15 protein-coding genes and 1 pseudogene are annotated in these 17,040 nt (G+C 72.1%); 8 read left to right on the forward strand and 8 right to left on the reverse strand.

Annotated features, from left to right (window positions below):
* Positions 1-46 precede the first annotated feature (46 nt).
* The 4 genes from ACZ561_RS13180 (at position 47) to ACZ561_RS13195 (ending at position 3,912) form a co-directional block, all read left to right on the forward strand.
* Positions 47-1,081 carry an oxidoreductase gene (locus ACZ561_RS13180; RefSeq protein ID WP_470993468.1) on the forward strand — a complete coding sequence of 345 codons (1,035 nt, stop codon included), beginning with the start codon at positions 47-49 and terminating at the stop codon, positions 1,079-1,081.
* Positions 1,082-1,142: 61 nt separating this feature from the next.
* Positions 1,143-2,780, forward strand: a complete 1,638-nt coding sequence (locus tag ACZ561_RS13185) for an ABC-F family ATP-binding cassette domain-containing protein (protein WP_470993471.1) — start codon at positions 1,143-1,145, stop codon at positions 2,778-2,780.
* Positions 2,780-3,508 (forward strand): 2-phosphosulfolactate phosphatase, encoded by a 729-nt coding sequence (locus tag ACZ561_RS13190; protein ID WP_470993474.1) that lies wholly within the window; start codon positions 2,780-2,782, stop codon positions 3,506-3,508. The genes ACZ561_RS13185 and ACZ561_RS13190 overlap by 1 nt, the downstream gene beginning before the upstream one ends.
* Entirely contained in the window at positions 3,505-3,912 is a 408-nt protein-coding gene (locus ACZ561_RS13195) for a hypothetical protein (protein ID WP_470993477.1), read from the forward strand. Before ACZ561_RS13190 ends, ACZ561_RS13195 begins: the two co-directional genes overlap by 4 nt.
* A gap of 49 nt (positions 3,913-3,961) precedes the next feature.
* Here the strand turns inward: ACZ561_RS13195 and ACZ561_RS13200 are convergent, their stop codons facing one another.
* From ACZ561_RS13200 to ACZ561_RS13215, 4 genes are all read right to left on the reverse strand, one after another.
* Complete coding sequence (locus ACZ561_RS13200) at positions 3,962-5,482, reverse strand: UDP-N-acetylmuramoyl-L-alanyl-D-glutamate--2,6-diaminopimelate ligase (protein WP_470993481.1); 1,521 nt, start codon at positions 5,480-5,482, stop codon at positions 3,962-3,964.
* A gap of 192 nt (positions 5,483-5,674) precedes the next feature.
* The gene (locus ACZ561_RS13205; RefSeq protein ID WP_470993484.1) at positions 5,675-5,812 is read right to left on the reverse strand and encodes a hypothetical protein; all 138 of its coding nucleotides are present in this window, start codon (positions 5,810-5,812) and stop codon (positions 5,675-5,677) included.
* Between the two features lie 224 nt (positions 5,813-6,036).
* Positions 6,037-8,460 carry a Tex family protein gene (locus tag ACZ561_RS13210; protein WP_470993487.1) on the reverse strand — a complete coding sequence of 808 codons (2,424 nt, stop codon included), beginning with the start codon at positions 8,458-8,460 and terminating at the stop codon, positions 6,037-6,039.
* 99 nt (positions 8,461-8,559) lie between these two features.
* The gene (locus ACZ561_RS13215) at positions 8,560-9,423 is read right to left on the reverse strand and encodes an SCO6745 family protein (RefSeq protein WP_470993490.1); all 864 of its coding nucleotides are present in this window, start codon (positions 9,421-9,423) and stop codon (positions 8,560-8,562) included.
* Positions 9,424-9,560: 137 nt separating this feature from the next.
* Between ACZ561_RS13215 and ACZ561_RS13220 the strand changes: the two genes are divergently transcribed.
* Positions 9,561-10,532 carry a GlxA family transcriptional regulator gene (locus tag ACZ561_RS13220; protein ID WP_470993493.1) on the forward strand — a complete coding sequence of 324 codons (972 nt, stop codon included), beginning with the start codon at positions 9,561-9,563 and terminating at the stop codon, positions 10,530-10,532.
* Between the two features lie 164 nt (positions 10,533-10,696).
* Positions 10,697-11,341, forward strand: a complete 645-nt coding sequence (locus ACZ561_RS13225; protein ID WP_470993496.1) for a DJ-1/PfpI family protein — start codon at positions 10,697-10,699, stop codon at positions 11,339-11,341.
* A 16-nt stretch (positions 11,342-11,357) separates the two neighbouring features.
* On the opposite strand, the gene ACZ561_RS13230 is transcribed toward ACZ561_RS13225, so the two are convergent.
* Entirely contained in the window at positions 11,358-12,101 is a 744-nt protein-coding gene (locus tag ACZ561_RS13230; protein WP_470993499.1) for an enoyl-CoA hydratase/isomerase family protein, read from the reverse strand.
* Positions 12,102-12,167: 66 nt separating this feature from the next.
* Between ACZ561_RS13230 and ACZ561_RS13235 the strand changes: the two genes are divergently transcribed.
* Complete coding sequence (locus ACZ561_RS13235; protein WP_470993502.1) at positions 12,168-12,851, forward strand: HdeD family acid-resistance protein; 684 nt, start codon at positions 12,168-12,170, stop codon at positions 12,849-12,851.
* A gap of 131 nt (positions 12,852-12,982) precedes the next feature.
* Positions 12,983-13,429: pseudogene (locus tag ACZ561_RS13240) on the forward strand (ATP-binding protein); the annotation flags it as partial.
* Positions 13,430-13,511: 82 nt separating this feature from the next.
* Here ACZ561_RS13240 and idi read toward each other — a convergent pair.
* The 3 genes from idi to ACZ561_RS13255 all read right to left on the reverse strand — a co-directional run bounded on the left by idi (position 13,512) and on the right by ACZ561_RS13255 (position 16,657).
* Positions 13,512-14,120 (reverse strand): isopentenyl-diphosphate Delta-isomerase, encoded by a 609-nt coding sequence (gene idi / locus ACZ561_RS13245; RefSeq protein ID WP_376435130.1) that lies wholly within the window; start codon positions 14,118-14,120, stop codon positions 13,512-13,514.
* Positions 14,121-14,263: 143 nt separating this feature from the next.
* On the reverse strand, positions 14,264-15,511 hold the full coding sequence (locus tag ACZ561_RS13250; RefSeq protein ID WP_470993505.1) for a GNAT family N-acetyltransferase: 1,248 nt from the start codon (positions 15,509-15,511) through the stop codon (positions 14,264-14,266).
* Between the two features lie 204 nt (positions 15,512-15,715).
* The gene (locus ACZ561_RS13255; protein WP_470993508.1) at positions 15,716-16,657 is read right to left on the reverse strand and encodes a cation diffusion facilitator family transporter; all 942 of its coding nucleotides are present in this window, start codon (positions 16,655-16,657) and stop codon (positions 15,716-15,718) included.
* Positions 16,658-17,040: the final 383 nt, after the last annotated feature.

The raw sequence follows: 17,040 nt of genomic DNA on the forward strand, positions 1-17,040 counted from the left end.
CACGGACCATGCACGGATTGCCCGGCGCCGGGGAATACTTCCGAACATGTCTGCCGAGTACGCGACCTTCGCCCTCGCCCCCGCGATACGCACCGGAGCCGTCTCCCCGAGCGGCAGCCACCGTACGCACCGGGACTTCCTGGACTTCGTCGTCGACGGGCGGCCGCTGCTCTTCCGCCTCGCCGACCTCGACGCCGTCTCGCCCCTCGCCGCCGACATCCCTCCCGCGATCCTGACCGAGAGCGTCCGAGGGCTCCTCCTCGAGGCCGATGCGCCGCTGGAGGGCGGTCGGCACGTGATCTACGGCTGCCCCGAGTGCGACGACCTCGGCTGCGGGGCGGTCACCGCCGTCATCGAGCGCGACGGCGAGGACATCGTGTGGCGCGACTTCGCCTGGCAGACGGACGACACCGCCGACCTCGACTTCAACGGCTACCAGGGGATCGGCCCGTACCGCTTCCGCGGCGATCGGTACCGCTCCGAGTTGGAGCGACTGCTGCGGGACGACGAGGACGCCACGGCGACGCCCACCCACCGCCGAGTGCTGCTCATCGGCGCCCGCGCCGCCGTCCTCGGCAAGCTCGCCGCCGCCCTGCGCACCATCGGCATCGGCGCCGACATCGTCCAGGACACCGACGGGGTCACCGACGACGAGCTGCGCGGCTACGGCGCCGTCGCCTTCGGCCGAGCCGTCACCGACGAGGTACGGGCCCGGGTCCGCGCCTCCTTCGGCCGCGCCGGAGCCGACGTGGCGTACGTCGACGGGCTCGCCCCGGTCGTTCCCGTCCTCGTCGCGCAGATCGTCACCGCCCTCGACCCCACCCCGCCGGAGCGGCGACGCGTCACCGCGCTGGCCGCCACGGCAGCCGAGGCCACCGTCGAGGTCAGCTCGGCGGTCGGCGTCCAGCTGGTCGCCTACCGCCTCGACCGCCTCTACCGCACCCACGAGAAGCTGCTCCTCGACGACGTGCTCGAGCCCGGCACCCACCGGATCCCGCTCGACGCCAAGGCGGTCAAGGGGCAGTCCTTCGTGGTGGCACGCACCACCGGCAGCGAGCTGGTGGTCCCGGTCGTCCGCTGACCGGCCGGGCACCGGTCGCATACGGACCCATCGGCGGGCCTGACCTAGGATTCATCTCCTGATGACTGCAACCCTCGTCGCCAAGGACCTCGCCGCCGGCCACGGCGAACGCTCCCTCTTCGCCGGCCTCGACCTCGTCGTCGCCCCCGGCGACGTCATCGGCCTCGTCGGCGTCAACGGCGCCGGCAAGTCGACACTGCTGCGGCTTCTCGCCGGGCTCGACACCCCCGAGGACGGTGAGCTGAAGCTCTCCCCGCCCACCGCCACCGTCGGCCACCTCCCGCAGGAGCCGGAGCGGCGCGAGGGGGAGACGGTACGGGAGTTCCTGGCCCGCCGCACGGGCGTGGCCGCGGCGCAGGTCGCCATGGACGAGGCCACCCAGGGCCTGGTCGACGGGACACCCGGCGCGGACGACGCGTACGCCGTCAGTCTGGAGCGCTGGCTCGACCTCGGCGGCGCCGATCTGGACGAGCGCGCCGAGGAAGTCGCCGACTCGCTCGGCCTGACGGTCGGCCTCGACCAGCCGATGACCTCCCTCTCCGGCGGCCAGGCCGCCCGCGCGGGCCTCGCCTCCCTCCTGCTCTCCCGCTACGACGTCTTCCTGCTCGACGAGCCGACCAACGACCTCGACCTCGACGGTCTCGAGCGGCTCGAAGCCTTCGTGCAGGGGCTGCGCGCCGGCACGGTCGTCATCAGCCACGACCGCGAGTTCCTCACCCGCACGGTGACCAAGGTCCTCGAACTCGACCTCGCCCAGCAGCAGATCACGCTCTACGGCGGTGGCTACGAGGCGTATCTGGAGGAGCGGGACACCGCCCGGCGGCACGCCCGCGAGGACTTCGAGGAGTACGCGGGCAGGAGGGCCGCCCTCGAAGCGCGCGGCCACATGCAGCGGTCCTGGATGGACAAGGGCGTCAAGAACGCCCGCCGCAAGGCCACCGACGGCGACAAGCTCGGCCGCAACGCCCGCAGCGAGGCCAGCGAGAAGCAGGCCGCGAAGGCCCGGCAGACGCAGCGGATGATCGAACGACTCGATGTCGTCGAGGAGCCCCGCAAGGAGTGGGAGCTGCGGATGGAGATCGCCGCCGCCCCGCGCTCCGGGTCGGTCGTGGCGACCCTGCGCGAGGCCGAGGTCCGTCGCGGCGACTTCCGCTTCGGGCCGGCCACCCTCCAGATCGACTGGGCCGACCGCGTCGCCATCACCGGTGCGAACGGCGCCGGCAAGTCGACGCTGCTCGCCGCGCTCCTCGGGCGGCTTCCGCTCGACGCGGGGAACGCGGTCCTCGGCTCGGGTGTCGTCGTCGGCGAGGTCGACCAGGCGCGGAAGCTCTTCCACGGCTCCGAGTCGCTGCTCGACGCGTTCTGCGCGGCTGTTCCCGAGACCGAGCCCGCCGAGGTACGGACGCTGCTCGCGAAGTTCGGTCTCAAGGCCGAGCACGTCCTGCGCCCGGCCACCACGCTCTCCCCGGGCGAGCGCACCCGCGCCGCGCTGGCCCTGCTCCAGGGCCGTGGGGTGAACCTGCTGGTGCTCGACGAGCCGACCAACCACCTGGACCTGCCGGCCATCGAGCAGCTGGAGTCCGCCCTCGACTCGTACACCGGCACGCTGATCCTGGTCACCCACGACCGGCGGATGCTCGACGCGGTGCGCACGACGCGTCGCATCGAGGTCGCGGACGGCAAGGTGACCGAGCTCTGATGGGTGTCACGTTCGGCTGGGGCCCGACGGAGGCGGCCGTCCTCGCCCGGGACGCCGCGTGCCTGGTCGTCGTCGACGTCCTCTCCTTCACGACGGCGGTCGGCGTCGCCGTGGAGTCCGGCGCGGCGGTGTACCCGTACCGGTGGAGGGACGAGACGGCCGTCGGGTACGCGGCGAAGCTGGACGCCGCGCTGGCCGTCGGCCGCAGCGAGGTGTCTCCCGAAGCGCCGTGGTCGCTCTCCCCGGCGGCCCTGCGGACCGCCCCGCCGACCGACCGCCTGGTCCTGCCCTCCCCGAACGGCTCCACGATCGCGGCGCAGCCGGGCGGGCTGCCGGTCGTCGCGGCCTCGCTGCGCAACCGCACGGCCGTCGCCCGTTGGCTCGCGGACCGGGGATACGGCTCCGAGTCTCTCCCTCTCGCTGTCATCGCCTCGGGCGAACGGTGGCCGGACGGCTCCCTGCGCCCCGCCCTGGAGGACCTGCTGGGCGCCGGCGCCGTGCTGTCGGCGCTGCGCGCCCTGGGCCCGTACGACCTGACGCCCGAGGCACGGGCGGCGGCCACGCTGTGGGAGGCGACGGAGGACCCCGTGGCGGAGCTGCACCGCTGCGATTCGGGGCGTGAACTGTACGAGTACGGCTATCCGCAGGATGTGGCGGTGGCCGCCGAGGCCGACACCTCGGAGACCGTCCCCGTCCTGACGGACGGCGCATTCCTGGAGGCACCATGACCGACCTGCTGACCCGGCTCACCGAGATGCTGGACGACCTCGACGCCGACGTCGACGAGACGATCGACCTGGCGGACGAGATCGCCGCCTCGGGCGACGCCGCGCTCCTGCCGCGACTCCAGTCCGAACTGGACCGCGCCCTCGTCGAGCGGAACGCCTACGCCCGCGAGCTGCTCGGCGGCGTCCTCGCCGCGATCGGCGGCCCGGACGCCCTCCCGGCGCTCCTGCGGGCCTCGTCCGTCGACCTCGGTGACGACCAGGACGCCCTGGCGACCGAGATCGTCGAACTGGTCCAGTCCGACCCGACCCGCTCCCGCGCGCTGCTGCAGCCCTTGACCGAGGACGACGACCTGACGGTGGCCAACCGCGCCGAATGGGCTCTCCGCTTCCTGCCGCAGGGCTAGGTGTCGCGTCTCCCCTCTCTGCGGGAGGGGTCCCGCCGCTGTGAACGGATCACGCGGCAGGCCGAGGGACGCGGGAGCGGGTGGCCGTCTGTTCCAAGGTGAGTTCACGCACGGTGGCCATGTCGCTGAAGGGCAGCAGCTCCTCGCCGACGATCTGGTGCGGCTCGCTGCCCTTGCCGGCGATCAGGACGGTGTCCTCAGGGCCCGCCGCGGACAGGGCGAACGAGATGGCCTCGTAACGGTCGGCGATCCGCTCGAACGGGGTGCCGGTCGCGGCGAGGCCGGGGACGATCTGGTCCAGGATCGCTTGCGGGTCCTCGTTGCGCGGGTTGTCCGAGGTGAGGACACACAGGTCGGAGTGGGCCCCGGAGATCCGCCCCATGTCGGCCCGCTTCGTCGTGTCCCGGTCTCCGCCGCAGCCGAAGACGGTGATCACCCGGCCGCGCGCGTAGCCGCGGATGGTGGTCAGGACCTTGTCCAGGGAATCCGGGGAATGGGCGTAGTCCACGATCACGGAGGTCCCGCCCGGGGTTTCGAAGCGCTCGAACCGGCCCGGTACGGGCGGCATCCGGTCGAGTGCGGCGACGAGCGCGCCCAGCTCGTGTCCCAGGACGTGGCAGGCAGCCAGGGTGGCGAGCGCGTTGGCCACCGAGAACCGGCCCGGAACCGGGATCGACGCCGGATACGTGCGCCCGCCGTGGTGGAGGGTGAACCGCGTGCCGGACGCGCTGACGGCCAGGTCGGTCGCCCGGTAGTCCGCCGGAACATCGAGGGCGTACGTGGTCACCGCACCAGGCATCATCGCCACGATCCCGGCGCCCACTGGATCGTCGGCATTGACCACCGCGCGCCGGCACAGCCCCTGGAAGAGGCGGAGCTTGGCGTCCCGGTAGTTCGCCATCGTTCCGTGGTCGTCGAGGTGGTCCTGCGTCAGGTTGGTGAACACCCCGACGTCGATGAACGTACGGTCCACCCGGTGCGTCAGCAGGCCCATCGACGTGGCCTCCAGCACCACACTGGCGGTCCCACGGTCGCGCATACACCCGAGGAGATACTGCAGGTCCGGCGACTCCGGGGTGGTCAACACCGATCGTGGCATCGGGATCAGCTCGTCGCCGATACGGCTGCCGGCCGTCCCGATGACTCCCACCTTCGCGCCCTCGGAGATCCGCAGGGCGGACTCGACCATGTACGAGACCGAGGTCTTGCCGTTGGTGCCGGTGATCGCCACCACGTCCATCTGCCGCCCCGGTTCGCCGAAGTAGCGGGAGGTCACGATCGCGGCCGCCCTCCGGATGTCCGGCACCCGCACGGCACACGCGCCCGGCGGCCACACCGACGCCGACGGCGCCGGTTCCGTGCCGTCGACCAGAACGGCGGCCGCTCCGCGGGCGAGCGCGGGTGCCACGGAGCCGGGCCCGCCCTCCCGGTGCCCGGGCACGGCGATGAACAGGCAACCCGGCATCACCCGGTCCACGTCGAAGGTCGTCCCCGCGGTGATCAGTGTGCTGCTCGGGTCACCCTGGAGTACGTGGTGCTCCTGCCCGGCCAGCAAATCGCTCAGCTTCACAATGATCCCTTCGAAGTGGCCCGGCCCGGTCGTGCGGCCGTAGCCAGGCGGCAGCGCCGGCGAGTGCCGGAAGGCTGCTGTGGTGACGTGGAGCGGGGCGGAGACCGCCCGGCGGTGGGCGGGGCGAGGCGGACTCGGCCGGGGAGGGGCCCGACGTACGGCGGGGGAGCGGCGCGCCGGGGAAGAGGGGCGCTAGCCGTGGCCGTGCAGGGCGATACGGCGGGTTCGGGGCGACTCGACGTCAGCGGCGGTGGCCGGGTCGACGACGGCCGGACGCACTCCGGACGCGGCCTGCCGCAGGCACTGCCTCGTCGAACGGATGCGACCCATGGAGCGAGTGTAGGGCCGTTCCGGCGGCTCGCCGCCCACATGGCCGGCCTCCCTGCCCGCCGAGAGCGGGGCCGCAACGTGTGGGTCGAGACGAGAAGGACGTCAACGTGCCCATGTCCCGTGGGCCGGCCTTCTCTTTCGGCTCACTGGTCTGTGTGACATGTTCCCGGCCGAAGGACCGGAGAAGGCGAAGGGCCCGGCCTTCCGGCCGGGCCCCGTACGTGTCAGCGACCGCGCCGCTTGCCGCCGCCCTCGTTCAGCAGGCCCGCCTTGCGCAGGGCGTCCGCCATCGCGCTGTTCGACGGGGCCGGGGCCTGGGAGCGACCCCGGTCGCCACCGCCACCGCCGCCGCCACCGCCCGCGCCACGGCCACCGCCGCCGCCCGCGCCACGGCGCTGCTGCGGCGGGCGGCCACCGCGCTCGCCGCGCTCCCCCTTCGGGGCACCCCCGCCGGACGTCTCCGCCGTCGCCTCGTCGTCGAGCCGCAGCGTCAGCGAGATCCGCTTGCGCGGGATGTCGACGTCCAGGACCTTCACCCGGACCACGTCACCCGGCTTCACCACGTCCCGCGGGTCCTTCACGAACGTCTTCGACATCGCCGACACGTGCACCAGGCCGTCCTGGTGCACACCGATGTCCACGAACGCCCCGAACGCCGCCACGTTCGTGACCACGCCCTCAAGGACCATCCCCGACGCGAGGTCGCCGAGCTTCTCGACGCCCTCCTTGAACGTCGCCGTCCTGAACGCCGGCCGCGGGTCCCGCCCCGGCTTCTCCAGCTCACGCAGGATGTCGGTGACCGTCGGGAGACCGAAGGTCTCGTCGACGAAGTCGTCCGCCCGCAGTGACCGCAGGACACCCGTGTTGCCGATCAGCGACGCGACCTCGCCGCCCGTCGTCTTCACCATCCGCCGCACCACCGGGTACGCCTCCGGGTGCACCGAGGAACCGTCCAGCGGGTCGTCGCCGCCCCGGATCCGCAGGAAGCCCGCGCACTGCTCGTACGCCTTCGGTCCGAGCCGTGCCACGTCCTTCAGCGCCCTCCGCGACCGGAAGGGACCGTTGGCGTCGCGATGCGCCACGATGTTCTCGGCGAGCCCGGCGCCGATGCCCGACACCCGCGAAAGCAGTGGCGCGGAGGCGGTGTTGACGTCGACACCGACGCCGTTCACACAGTCCTCGACCACCGCGTCCAGCGAACGCGAGAGCTTCACCTCCGACAGGTCGTGCTGGTACTGCCCGACGCCGATCGACTTCGGGTCGATCTTCACCAGCTCGGCCAGCGGGTCCTGGAGCCGCCGTGCGATCGAGACGGCACCGCGCAGCGACACGTCCAGCTCGGGCAGTTCCTGCGAAGCGAACGCGGAGGCCGAGTACACCGAGGCGCCGGCCTCGGACACCATGACCTTGGTGAGCTTCAACTCCGGGTGCTTGGCGATGAGTTCGGCCGCGAGTTTGTCCGTCTCGCGGGAGGCCGTGCCGTTGCCGATGGCGACGAGCTCGACCGCGTGCTCCTTCGCGAGCCGCGCCAGCTTCGCCAGCGACTCGTCCCACTTGTTCGCGGGGACGTGCGGGTAGATCGTGTCGGTGGCCACGACCTTGCCCGTCCCGTCGACCACGGCGACCTTCACGCCCGTGCGGAAGCCGGGGTCGAGCCCCAGCGTCGCCCGCGTGCCCGCCGGCGCGGCGAGCAGCAGGTCACGCAGGTTCGCCGCGAAGACGCGTACCGCCTCGTCCTCCGCCGCCGTCCGCAGCCTCAGCCGCAGATCGATCCCGAGGTGGACCAGGATCCGGGTCCGCCAGGCCCAACGGACCGTGTCCTGAAGCCACTTGTCGCCCGGGCGCCCTCGCTCGGCCACGCCGAAGCGGGAGGCGACCATCCCCTCGTACGCGGACGGGCCGGGCGTCGCGGTGTCTTCGCGGTCCTCCGGCTCCAGTTCCAGGCTGAGGACGTCCTCCTTCTCGCCGCGCAGCATCGCGAGGATCCGGTGCGAGGGGAGCGCGGTGAACGGCTCGGCGAAGTCGAAGTAGTCGGCGAACTTCGCGCCCGCCTCCTCCTTGCCCTCGCGGACTTTGGCGGCGAGCCGGCCCCGGCCCCACATCCGCTCACGCAGCTCGCCGATGAGGTCGGCGTCCTCGGAGAACTTCTCGGTGAGGATCGCGCGGGCGCCCTCCAGCGCGGCGGCCGGGTCCGCGACGCCCTTGTCGGCGTCGACGAAGGCCGCGGCGGCGGCCGCCGGCTCCACCGACGGGTCGGCGAGGAGCCCCTCCGCCAGGGGTTCCAGACCTGCCTCGCGGGCGATCTGCGCCTTCGTGCGCCGCTTGGGCTTGAAGGGCAGGTAGATGTCCTCGAGACGGGCCTTGGTGTCGGCGGCCCGGATCTGGGCCTCCACCTCGGCCGTCAGCTTGCCCTGCTCCCGTACGGAATCGAGGATGGCGGTCCGCCGGTCCTCCAGCTCCCGCAGATACCGCAGCCGCTCCTCGAGCGTGCGCAGCTGCGCGTCGTCGAGCATCTCGGTCGCTTCCTTGCGGTAGCGCGCGATGAACGGCACGGTCGACCCGCCGTCGAGCAGCTCGACGGCCGCCCTCACCTGTCGCTCGCGTACGCCGAGTTCCTCGGCGATCCTGCCTTCGATGGACGTCGTCACGGTGTCCCGACTCGCCTTCTCGTGCCTCAAGCTTGCGACTGCATTGTGCCGGGTCGCCGACAGGATCGCCGCACCCGCCCCGCCCGCGCGGCGGTTCCGTCAGCCCTTGTCGCCGAGGTCCGCGGGGAAGGCTCCCGCCAGGTACGCCGCGTTGCGGAAGCCCTTGCCCAGCTCCGTCAGGCGCTCGACGCCGGCCGCGCCCAGGTGCTCGTACGGGGCGGAGTCCAGGCGGTCCGTGTGCTCCTCCACCGCGTCGCGCAGGCTCATGCCCTCGGGCGTGAGCTCGCCGTCCGCGTCCAGCAGCCCGCGGTCCCGCAGCCGCGCGGCCGCGGCGTCCCAGTCGGCGCGCCGCCAGCCCCGGGCGCCCAGGGCCCAGCGCGGGTTCATGCCCATGCCCGTGGCGGTGTGGCTGACCATCGCCTCCAGCGGGTCGAGGCCCACACTCAGCAGGGCCGCGAGGTGGCCGTCGCCCCGGTGCTCGCGCAGCAGCGTCGCGGCGTACCAGTAGCGCAGGTGGGCCTCCTCCGGGACCGGCAGGTCGGCGTGGGCCGAGTACAGCGGCCGGGCGTGCCGGGTACAGGCCTCGGTGGCGCGCAGGGCGAGCTCGGCGGCCTCCGCCATCTCGGCCGAGGCGACCGCCTCCTCGCCGAGGAGACGGCGCATCGTGGTGTCCACGGCCCGCAGCCGTGCGGCCACCACGTCCGTCGGCGAGGCGATGTCCCAGACGGCGGGCAGATGCCGGGCCAGCAGCTCGACGTTGTAGTTGTAGAAGGCCGCGGCGACGGTTCCTGCGCCCACGGCCCCCATCGCGGCGCTGCGCGAGGCGAGCCGCATGGCCGAGGTGTCCTCGAAACCGAGGGCCCGGAACTCGGTGTCCAGGTCCGGTGAGAAGTACACCGTGGAGTGCATCGGGTTGAGCATGTGATGGCAGCGGCGGCCCGCGCGGGGCGGCAGAGAGGTCATGGAACGGAACGTTACCGACTGGTCGGTACGACGGGAAGTCCGGGGCGGTCGCGGTCGGCGGTCGCCCGCGGCCGATGGCAGGAAAGGTGGGGTCTTCGTCATTGCGGACATCCCGCGCTCCGCCAAGGATGGAACACATGACGAAGCGACCCGTGCTCGTCGTCCTCTTCGACGACGTGCAGAGCCTGGATGTCACCGGACCGGTGGAGGTGTTCGCCGGGGCCGGCCGCGCCGCAGGCGGTGACGCCGCCTATCCGATCCGGACCGCCTCGCTCGACGGGCGTCCGGTCCGCACCCAGAGCGGCCTGCGGATACTCCCGGACACGACGCTCGCCGACGCGGACCGCCCGCACACGCTGCTCGTCCCCGGGGGCGAGGGCACCCGCCACGCCGACCCCCGGCTGATCGACTGGCTGCGCGAGAACGCGCCGTACGCCGAGCGCCTGGTCTCCGTCTGCACCGGCGCCCTGCTGCTCGCCGAGGCCGGGCTCCTGGACGGCCACCGGGCCACCACCCACTGGGTCGCCTGCGACCACCTCGCCCGCTGCTATCCCGAGGTCGAGGTGGAGGCGGAGCCCATCTTCGTCCGCGACGGCAGGATCTCCACCTCGGCCGGCGTGACGGCGGGCATCGACCTCGCCCTCGCGCTCGTGGAGGAGGACCTGGGCCGTGACACCGCCCTGACCGTCGCCCGTCATTTGGTCGTCTTTCTGCGTCGCCCGGGCAACCAGGCCCAGTTCAGCGCCCAGTTGGCCGCCCAGACCGCCCGCCGGGCACCTCTGCGGGACCTCCAGCAGTGGATCACCGAGCACCCCGAACGGGACCTCTCCGTCGAGGCGCTGGCGGCCCGCGCCCGGCTGTCGCCCCGCCACTTCGCCCGCGCGTTCCAGGCGGAGACCGGCACGACTCCCGGCCGGTACGTCGACCGGGTCCGGCTCGAACACGCGCGCAGGCTCCTGGAGGAGACGGCCGTGGGGGTCCAGGAGGTCGCCCGCGCGGCCGGCTACGGCACCCCCGAGGCCATGCGCCGGGCCTTCGTCAAGGCGCTCGACACGGCCCCGGCCGAGTACCGGCGCCGCTTCCACGCACCCGTGTCGACGACGCCCTGAACCGACGTACGCATGGAACCGAAGCACCGGTTCGACGCGCACGCACCGAACCGACCACCGCACCGAACCGACCACCGCACGGCCGCCGACCACCGCACGGCCACCGACCACCGCACGACCACCGACCACCGCACGACCACCGCACGACCACCGAGGGGAACACCATGCAGATCGCCGTCCTGCTCTACGACCGCTTCACCACGCTCGACGCCGTCGGCCCCTACGAGCTGCTCGCCCGGCTCCCCGGAGCCGAGACCGTCTTCGTCGCCAAGGAGGCCGGCCCGGTCCGGGGCGACCAGGGAAGCCTCGCCCTCGTCGCCGACAAGACCCTGGCGGACGTACCGACCCCGGACATCGTGCTGGTCCCCGGAGGGCCGGGATCGCGGGAAGCGATGCACGACCCCGAGATCCTCGCCTGGGTCCGTACGGCCGACGCCACCAGCACCTGGACCACCTCCGTGTGCACCGGCTCGCTGATCCTCGCCGGAGCGGGCCTGCTCGCCGGCCGCCGGGCCACCGCCCACTGGCTCGCGCTCGACGAGCTGAAGCCGCTCGGCGTCGAACCCACCGGCGAGCGGGTCGTCTTCGACGGCAAGTACGTCACCGCCGCCGGGGTGTCCTCGGGCATCGACATGGCGCTGCACCTGGTCGGCAGGATCGCCGGGGACGAGGTCGCGCAGACGATCCAGCTCCTGACGGAGTACGACCCGCAGCCGCCCTACGACGCGGGTTCGCCCGAGAAGGCGCCGGCCGGGATCGTCGCGCACTGGCGCGGGCAGGGCGAGAGGATTCTCGCTCAGGAGGGCTGACCCGGCCGGGCCCGGCTCAGCCCCCGTACGTGAAGCGGGGCGCGCGGCGCTCCAGGAAGGCGGCGACACCCTCGGCGGTGTCGCCGCTGCCGCGCGCCTCCTCCGCCCAGTACGCGTCCCGGTCGGTGCGGCCGTCGGCGAACTCCTTCGCCGCCGCCTGCGTCAGCAGGGAGCGCGAGGCCAGGACACGGGTGAACTCGCCCACCCGCTTGTCCAGCGCGCCCGCGGGGAGCACCTCGTCCACCAAGCCGGTGCGCAGCGCCCGCTCCGCGTCGATCAACTCGCCCGAGAAGAGCAGGTATTTGGCGGCCGAGGGCCCCATCAGCGAGGCCAGCCGACGAGTCGAGGAGGAGGGATAGACGATGCCGAGCTTCGACGGGGTGACTCCGAACCGTGCCCCCTCCTCGGCGAACCGCAGGTCGCAGGCGGCCGCGAGCTGGCTGCCGCCGCCCACGCAGTAGCCGCGGACGGCGGCCAGCGTCGGCTTCGGGAAGGCGGCGAGCGCCTCCTCGGCCCGTACCGCGAGCGACTGCTGCTCGTCGCCCGGCTCCCGCAAGGTCGAGATGTCGGCGCCGGCGCAGAAGGTCTCGCCCTGACCGGTGAGGACCAGGACGCGGACCTCGGCGTCGGTCGCGAGCGGGGCGAGCACCCCCGGCAGGGACCGCCACATCGCGGCCGTCATCGCGTTGCGCTTGGCGGGGTTCGAGATGACGACGGTGGCGACCCCGTCGGCGACGCTGACACTCAGCTGCGGCTCCATGCGCCGGATGCTATCCGGGCACCCCGACCGTACGATCAGGAAGGGGGTGCGAGGAGGAGGCGCCCCATGGCCCAGGGTTCCCACGACGCCGTACGCGAGGGCAGAAAGCTGCGCCGCAGTTTCGGCTGGCTCGTCCTCCTCGGTGCCCTGCTCGTCATCGCCGGGATCGTCGGCCTGTTCTACACCGGCCTCGCCACGCTCACCTCGATGCTCCTCTTCGGCTGGCTCCTGCTCATCGGCGGTGTCGTGGGTCTGCTGCACGCCATCGAGTCCCGGGGCACCAGCTACTTCTGGCTCGCCGTGGTGGTGGCCGCCCTGAACATCGCGGCCGGTGTCGTCGTCATCCGGCATCCGGAGGGCTCGGCCGAGGCGCTGACCATGTTCGCGGCGCTGCTCTTCCTGACCGGCGGGGTGTTCCGGTTGGTGGGCAGTGTGGTGGTGCGCGGACCGCAGATGGGCTGGACGCTCCTCCAGGGGGCGTTCGGACTCCTGCTCGGGCTGCTGGTGCTCTTCGACTGGCCCGACAGCAGCCGTTACGTGCTCGGAGTGTTCTTCTCGCTGGCCCTGCTCTTCGACGGTCTCGGCCTGATCGCCATCGGTGTCGGAGGTCGACGGATCGTCAGTATGGTCGCCCCTGAGGCGGCCTCTCCGCAGGCGTCCGAGCAGGCCCGTTCGCAGGCCTCTCCGCCTACCTCGTCGGAGTCCCCTCCGAAGCCGTCAGAAGCGGATCAGGAGCAGTCGAACAACTGACGTTGGCATACTCACCCGATCAAAATTCGGTCGATAAGTGTCGACTTCTGGTCAGTAGGCCGGTCCGGACCTACGGATTACCAAGACTCGATCCCGTGGCGACAATCGAGCACGAGGGTGGGAGCCGGACTATGGAGAGCCGGGGGAGCGTCCCCGCACGGCCACCGTCCTACGAAGGGGTCTGGCGCTTCACCGCTCCCGCGGTCGACGTCTCCGTTCCGCAGGCCCGGCACGCCGTTCGGGACCTGCTGATCCGTCAAGGGGTACCGGTCCACGACGACACGGTCCAGGGCCTGCTCCTGATCGTTTCGGAGCTGGTCACCAACGCCGTCAAACACGCGGCGCTGCTCTCCCCCGAAGTGGCGGTGGAGGTGGCGATCGGCGCGGAGTGGATCCGGGTGTCCGTCGAGGACAACCATCCGTACCGCCCCAAGGCGCTGGAGGCGGACTACGGGCAGACGGGTGGCCGCGGGCTGCTGCTGGTACGGGAGATCGCGCTGGAGGCCGGCGGGGCGTGCGACGTGGAGCACACCGCGAACGGCGGCAAGATCATCTGGGCCGCCCTGCCCCTGACACCGCAGGTGCCGGGGCCCGGGACCGCGCAGGGAATCGGATCCCGGGCGCCGGCGTCGGCGCCCGGAACCCCGAACCTGCCCGGGATCACCAGCCCCCGGACGGACCCGTCAGCTCCCTGACGGCCGGACGCGCCGCGTCCAGGACCGTCATGAACCAGGCGGAGAACGGCACGGTCGCGTGCCGCTTGGCCAGCTCCTCCGCCGTCACGAAGGCGGTCTCCTCGACCTCCTCCGGGTCCGGCCGCAGATCGGCCTGCACCATGCCGACGAAGAGGTGGTTGTACTCCTGTTCCACCAGGCCCGACGCCGGGTCCGGGTGGTTGTAGCGGACGGTGCCCGCCTCGGCGAGCAGCGAGGGCGAGATGCCCAGCTCCTCGTACGTGCGCCGGGCGGCGGCCGCGAACGGCGCCTCGCCCGGGTACGGGTGGCCGCAGCAGGTGTTCGACCAGACACCGGGGGAGTGGTACTTGCCCAGCGCGCGGCGCTGGAGCAGCAGCCTGCCGGACTCGTCGAACAGGAAGACGGAGAAGGCGCGGTGCAGCTGCCCGGGCGCCTGGTGTGCGGCGAGCTTCTCGGCCGTACCGATGGTGGTGCCGTCCTCGTCGACCAGCTCGAGCATGATCGACGCCGGGACACCGCCCGAAGAGACGCCGTTCGGCGAGCTGTGTGCCGCGGTGGCTGGTGTGGTCGGCATACCCATCCTTCGCTTCGATCCTCGGCCCGTTGGGGCATCATCAGTCTGCCGCACAAAAGCGGCTTGTCCGTACTTCGGAGGCCGGACATGGCCCGCTCCCACCACACCGGAGTACACCCGGTGCGGCGGGAGCGGGCGACGCGTCAGACGCCGAAGGCCGTCGGATAATGGATCATCCCCCGGGCGGCCGGGGCGGAACCGTCGAGGACCAGGGCCATCATGGCTTCGTCCGGTACCTCGAAACCTGGCTTGATCCCGTATTCGGACGCCCGTACGAAGCCGAATCGCGGGTAGTACTCCGGGTGACCGAGCACCAGCACGAGCCGCTCCCCGCGCAGCCGTGCCGCGTTGAGCACGGCCCGGACCACGGCCTCTCCGGCACCCTGCCGCTGGTACGCCGGATCGACGGCGACCGGAGCGAGCGCGGCCGCCGGAGCGCCGTCGACGTGGCAGCGGGTGACGAGCGCGTATCCCGCCACCGTGCCGTCGGACGCCTCGGCGACGTACGAGAGGCCGGGCAGCCAGGCGCCGGTGTCCTCCCGCAGGGCGTCGACCAGCGCGGCCTCGTCCGCGGTGGCGAAGGCGGACGCGTTGATCTCCCGTACGCGCGGGATGTCGGCGGCCGTCTCCTCCCGCGTACGCCACCGGGGGTCGGCGGGCCGCAGGACGTAGCCGGTGTAGCCGTACTCGCCGCCGTGGTCACGGCGCATGGCGAGCTCCGCGCGGGTCGAGACGAGAGCCTCGGTCATGCCGGGAGCCGCCGGGTCGGCGGCATCGGCCCGCGCGGAGAGCGGACCGTAGTACTCGTCCCAGTCGCTCTCGGGCTGGGGGACGACCCCGAGGACGTGATAGCCGGCCCCGGTCGCCGCCGCGGTGTTCGCGGCGGAGGTACGGAGCGGGTAGTGCACGTCCCAGAAGGCGCGGGCCTCCTGGCTCGGTTCGTCCACCGTCCACTCGCACTCGGTGAGGACGAGCGTTCCGCCGGGAGCAAGGAGGCGGCGCCACTCGCGCAGCGCGGTGTCGAAGCCGATGGCGTAGGCCGAGCTCTCGGCCCAGACCAGATCGAAGGATCCGTCCGGGAACGGGAGCGCACCCATGTCGGCGGCGAGCGTACGGACGGAGTCGCCGAGCCCCCGCGCGTCGGCGCTCTCTCGCAGCTCGTCGAGGAAGGGCTCGTGCAGGTCCACGGCCGTCACCTCGGCGCCGGCCTCGGCGGCCAGGAGCAGCGCGGAGCGGCCGGGGCCGCAGCCGAGATCGAGCACACGGGGTCGCTCGGGGAGCGGTCCCGCGAGCGCGAGCAGGCGACGGGTGGTGGAGTCGGAGCCCGGACCCTGCCGCGGAAGACCGTGGTGCAGGGCGAAGAAAGCGGTGTACAGATCGTTGTCGGACAACGTGGGAAACCCTTGTGTGAGAGGGTCCCGGCCGACGACGTGACGAACCGGTTCGGAAGAACCGGGAGATCAGGTCAGCCGGTGACCCGGGAGCTGAAGCCGGACCGGGCGCTGCCGCACTGGGCAGCCTCCATCGCGACGGTCATCAACCTCAGCTCCTCTCTCACCTCACGTTTGCCGATCAACGGTAGCAGGCACCGGGAGTCAGAGACAGAGCTTGGCCTCGTGCTCGGCGTGACCGGCCGGCTCCAGCTGGAAGGTGCAGTGCTCCACGTCGAAATGGGAGCCCAGGCAGCCCTGGAGATCGTGCAGCATCTTCTCGTGGCCCACAGCGTCCAGCGCGGCCTGGTCCACCACCACGTGCGCGGAGAGCACCGGCATCCCGGAGGTGATCGTCCAGGCGTGCAGATCATGGACGTCCTCGACACCCGGCAGCGCCAGGATGTGCGCGCGTACCTCGGCCATGTCGACGCCCTTGGGGGCGGACTCCAGGAGCACGTCGAGGGTCTCGCGGAGCAGCTTGACCGTGCGCGGCACGATCATCAGGCCGATCAGGATCGAGGCGATCGGGTCGGCGTACTGCCAGCCGGTCGCGAGGATGATGGTCGCGGAGATCAGGACCGTCACCGAGCCGAGGGCGTCGGCGAGCACCTCCAGATAGGCGCCGCGTACGTTCAGGCTCTCCTTCTGGCCGCGGACGAGCAGAGAGAGCGAGATCATGTTGGCGACCAGACCGATCAACGCGAACGCGATGGCCAGACCGCCCCTGGTCTCGGCCGGCTCGATGAACCGCTGGACCGCCTCGTAGAGCACGAAGCCGCCGACGCCGAGCAGCAGCAGACAGTTGGCCAGCGCGGCCAGGATCTCGGCCCGGGCGAAGCCGAAGGTGCGGTTCTCCGTGGGCGGCCGGTTGGCGAAGTGGATCGCGAGCAGAGCCATCGCCAGGCCGACCGCGTCGGTCGCCATGTGCGCCGCGTCGGCGATCAGTGCCAGCGAGTTCGCGACGATGCCGCCGACGATCTCGATCACCATCACGGACAGTGTGATGCCCAGCGCGATCCGCAGCCGGCCCCGGTAGGCCGCGGCGGCGGTCCCCGTGGGCGGCGATCCGCCGTGGCTGTGTCCGTGGTCGTGTCCAGCCCCCATGACAAGGCCTCCCGGTCGTGTCGTCAGTGGTCCCGATGGTCCCCGATTCGCAAGTGAACTACGGGTGGGGGGTATGCGCAACACGGTACTGAACACCGTTGTCATATCGTCTGACCTGCGATTATGTGCGCAGCTCCGAGTGGGGTGCGACAGTCGCTCCGGGTGCCCGTGGAGCACGGTTTGTGGGGCGGGGTGTCGATCGCCCATGATGATCTCCGCAGGACGGGGCGCGCTCGCGAGGATTCGAGTGGGCCCGGGGGAGTCCGCACCGCAAAGCCTCGATGAACTCCCGCTTTCGTTCATCCGATAGCCTCAGCCGACGTGCTGCCGCCCGATGCCGGGCCGTACCGCCGTGCCCGGGGCCGTGTCATGGGCCCCGCCGG

This window comes from Streptomyces sp. NPDC039609, from assembly GCF_055596705.1.

Bases quoted from the DNA above. Each gene is read 5' to 3' on its own strand.
- ACZ561_RS13215 (WP_470993490.1), bottom strand. From the start codon at position 9,423: ATGACCTCTCTGCCGCCCCGCGCGGGCCGCCGCTGCCATCACATGCTC.
- ACZ561_RS13235 (WP_470993502.1), top strand. From the start codon at position 12,168: ATGGCCCAGGGTTCCCACGACGCCGTACGCGAGGGCAGAAAGCTGCGC.
- ACZ561_RS13185 (WP_470993471.1), top strand. From the start codon at position 1,143: ATGACTGCAACCCTCGTCGCCAAGGACCTCGCCGCCGGCCACGGCGAA.
- ACZ561_RS13255 (WP_470993508.1), bottom strand. From the start codon at position 16,657: ATGGGGGCTGGACACGACCACGGACACAGCCACGGCGGATCGCCGCCC.
- ACZ561_RS13230 (WP_470993499.1), bottom strand. From the start codon at position 12,101: ATGGAGCCGCAGCTGAGTGTCAGCGTCGCCGACGGGGTCGCCACCGTC.
- ACZ561_RS13220 (WP_470993493.1), top strand. From the start codon at position 9,561: ATGACGAAGCGACCCGTGCTCGTCGTCCTCTTCGACGACGTGCAGAGC.
- ACZ561_RS13180 (WP_470993468.1), top strand. From the start codon at position 47: ATGTCTGCCGAGTACGCGACCTTCGCCCTCGCCCCCGCGATACGCACC.
- ACZ561_RS13205 (WP_470993484.1), bottom strand. From the start codon at position 5,812: ATGGGTCGCATCCGTTCGACGAGGCAGTGCCTGCGGCAGGCCGCGTCC.
- idi (WP_376435130.1), bottom strand. From the start codon at position 14,120: ATGCCGACCACACCAGCCACCGCGGCACACAGCTCGCCGAACGGCGTC.
- ACZ561_RS13225 (WP_470993496.1), top strand. From the start codon at position 10,697: ATGCAGATCGCCGTCCTGCTCTACGACCGCTTCACCACGCTCGACGCC.
- ACZ561_RS13195 (WP_470993477.1), top strand. From the start codon at position 3,505: ATGACCGACCTGCTGACCCGGCTCACCGAGATGCTGGACGACCTCGAC.
- ACZ561_RS13190 (WP_470993474.1), top strand. From the start codon at position 2,780: ATGGGTGTCACGTTCGGCTGGGGCCCGACGGAGGCGGCCGTCCTCGCC.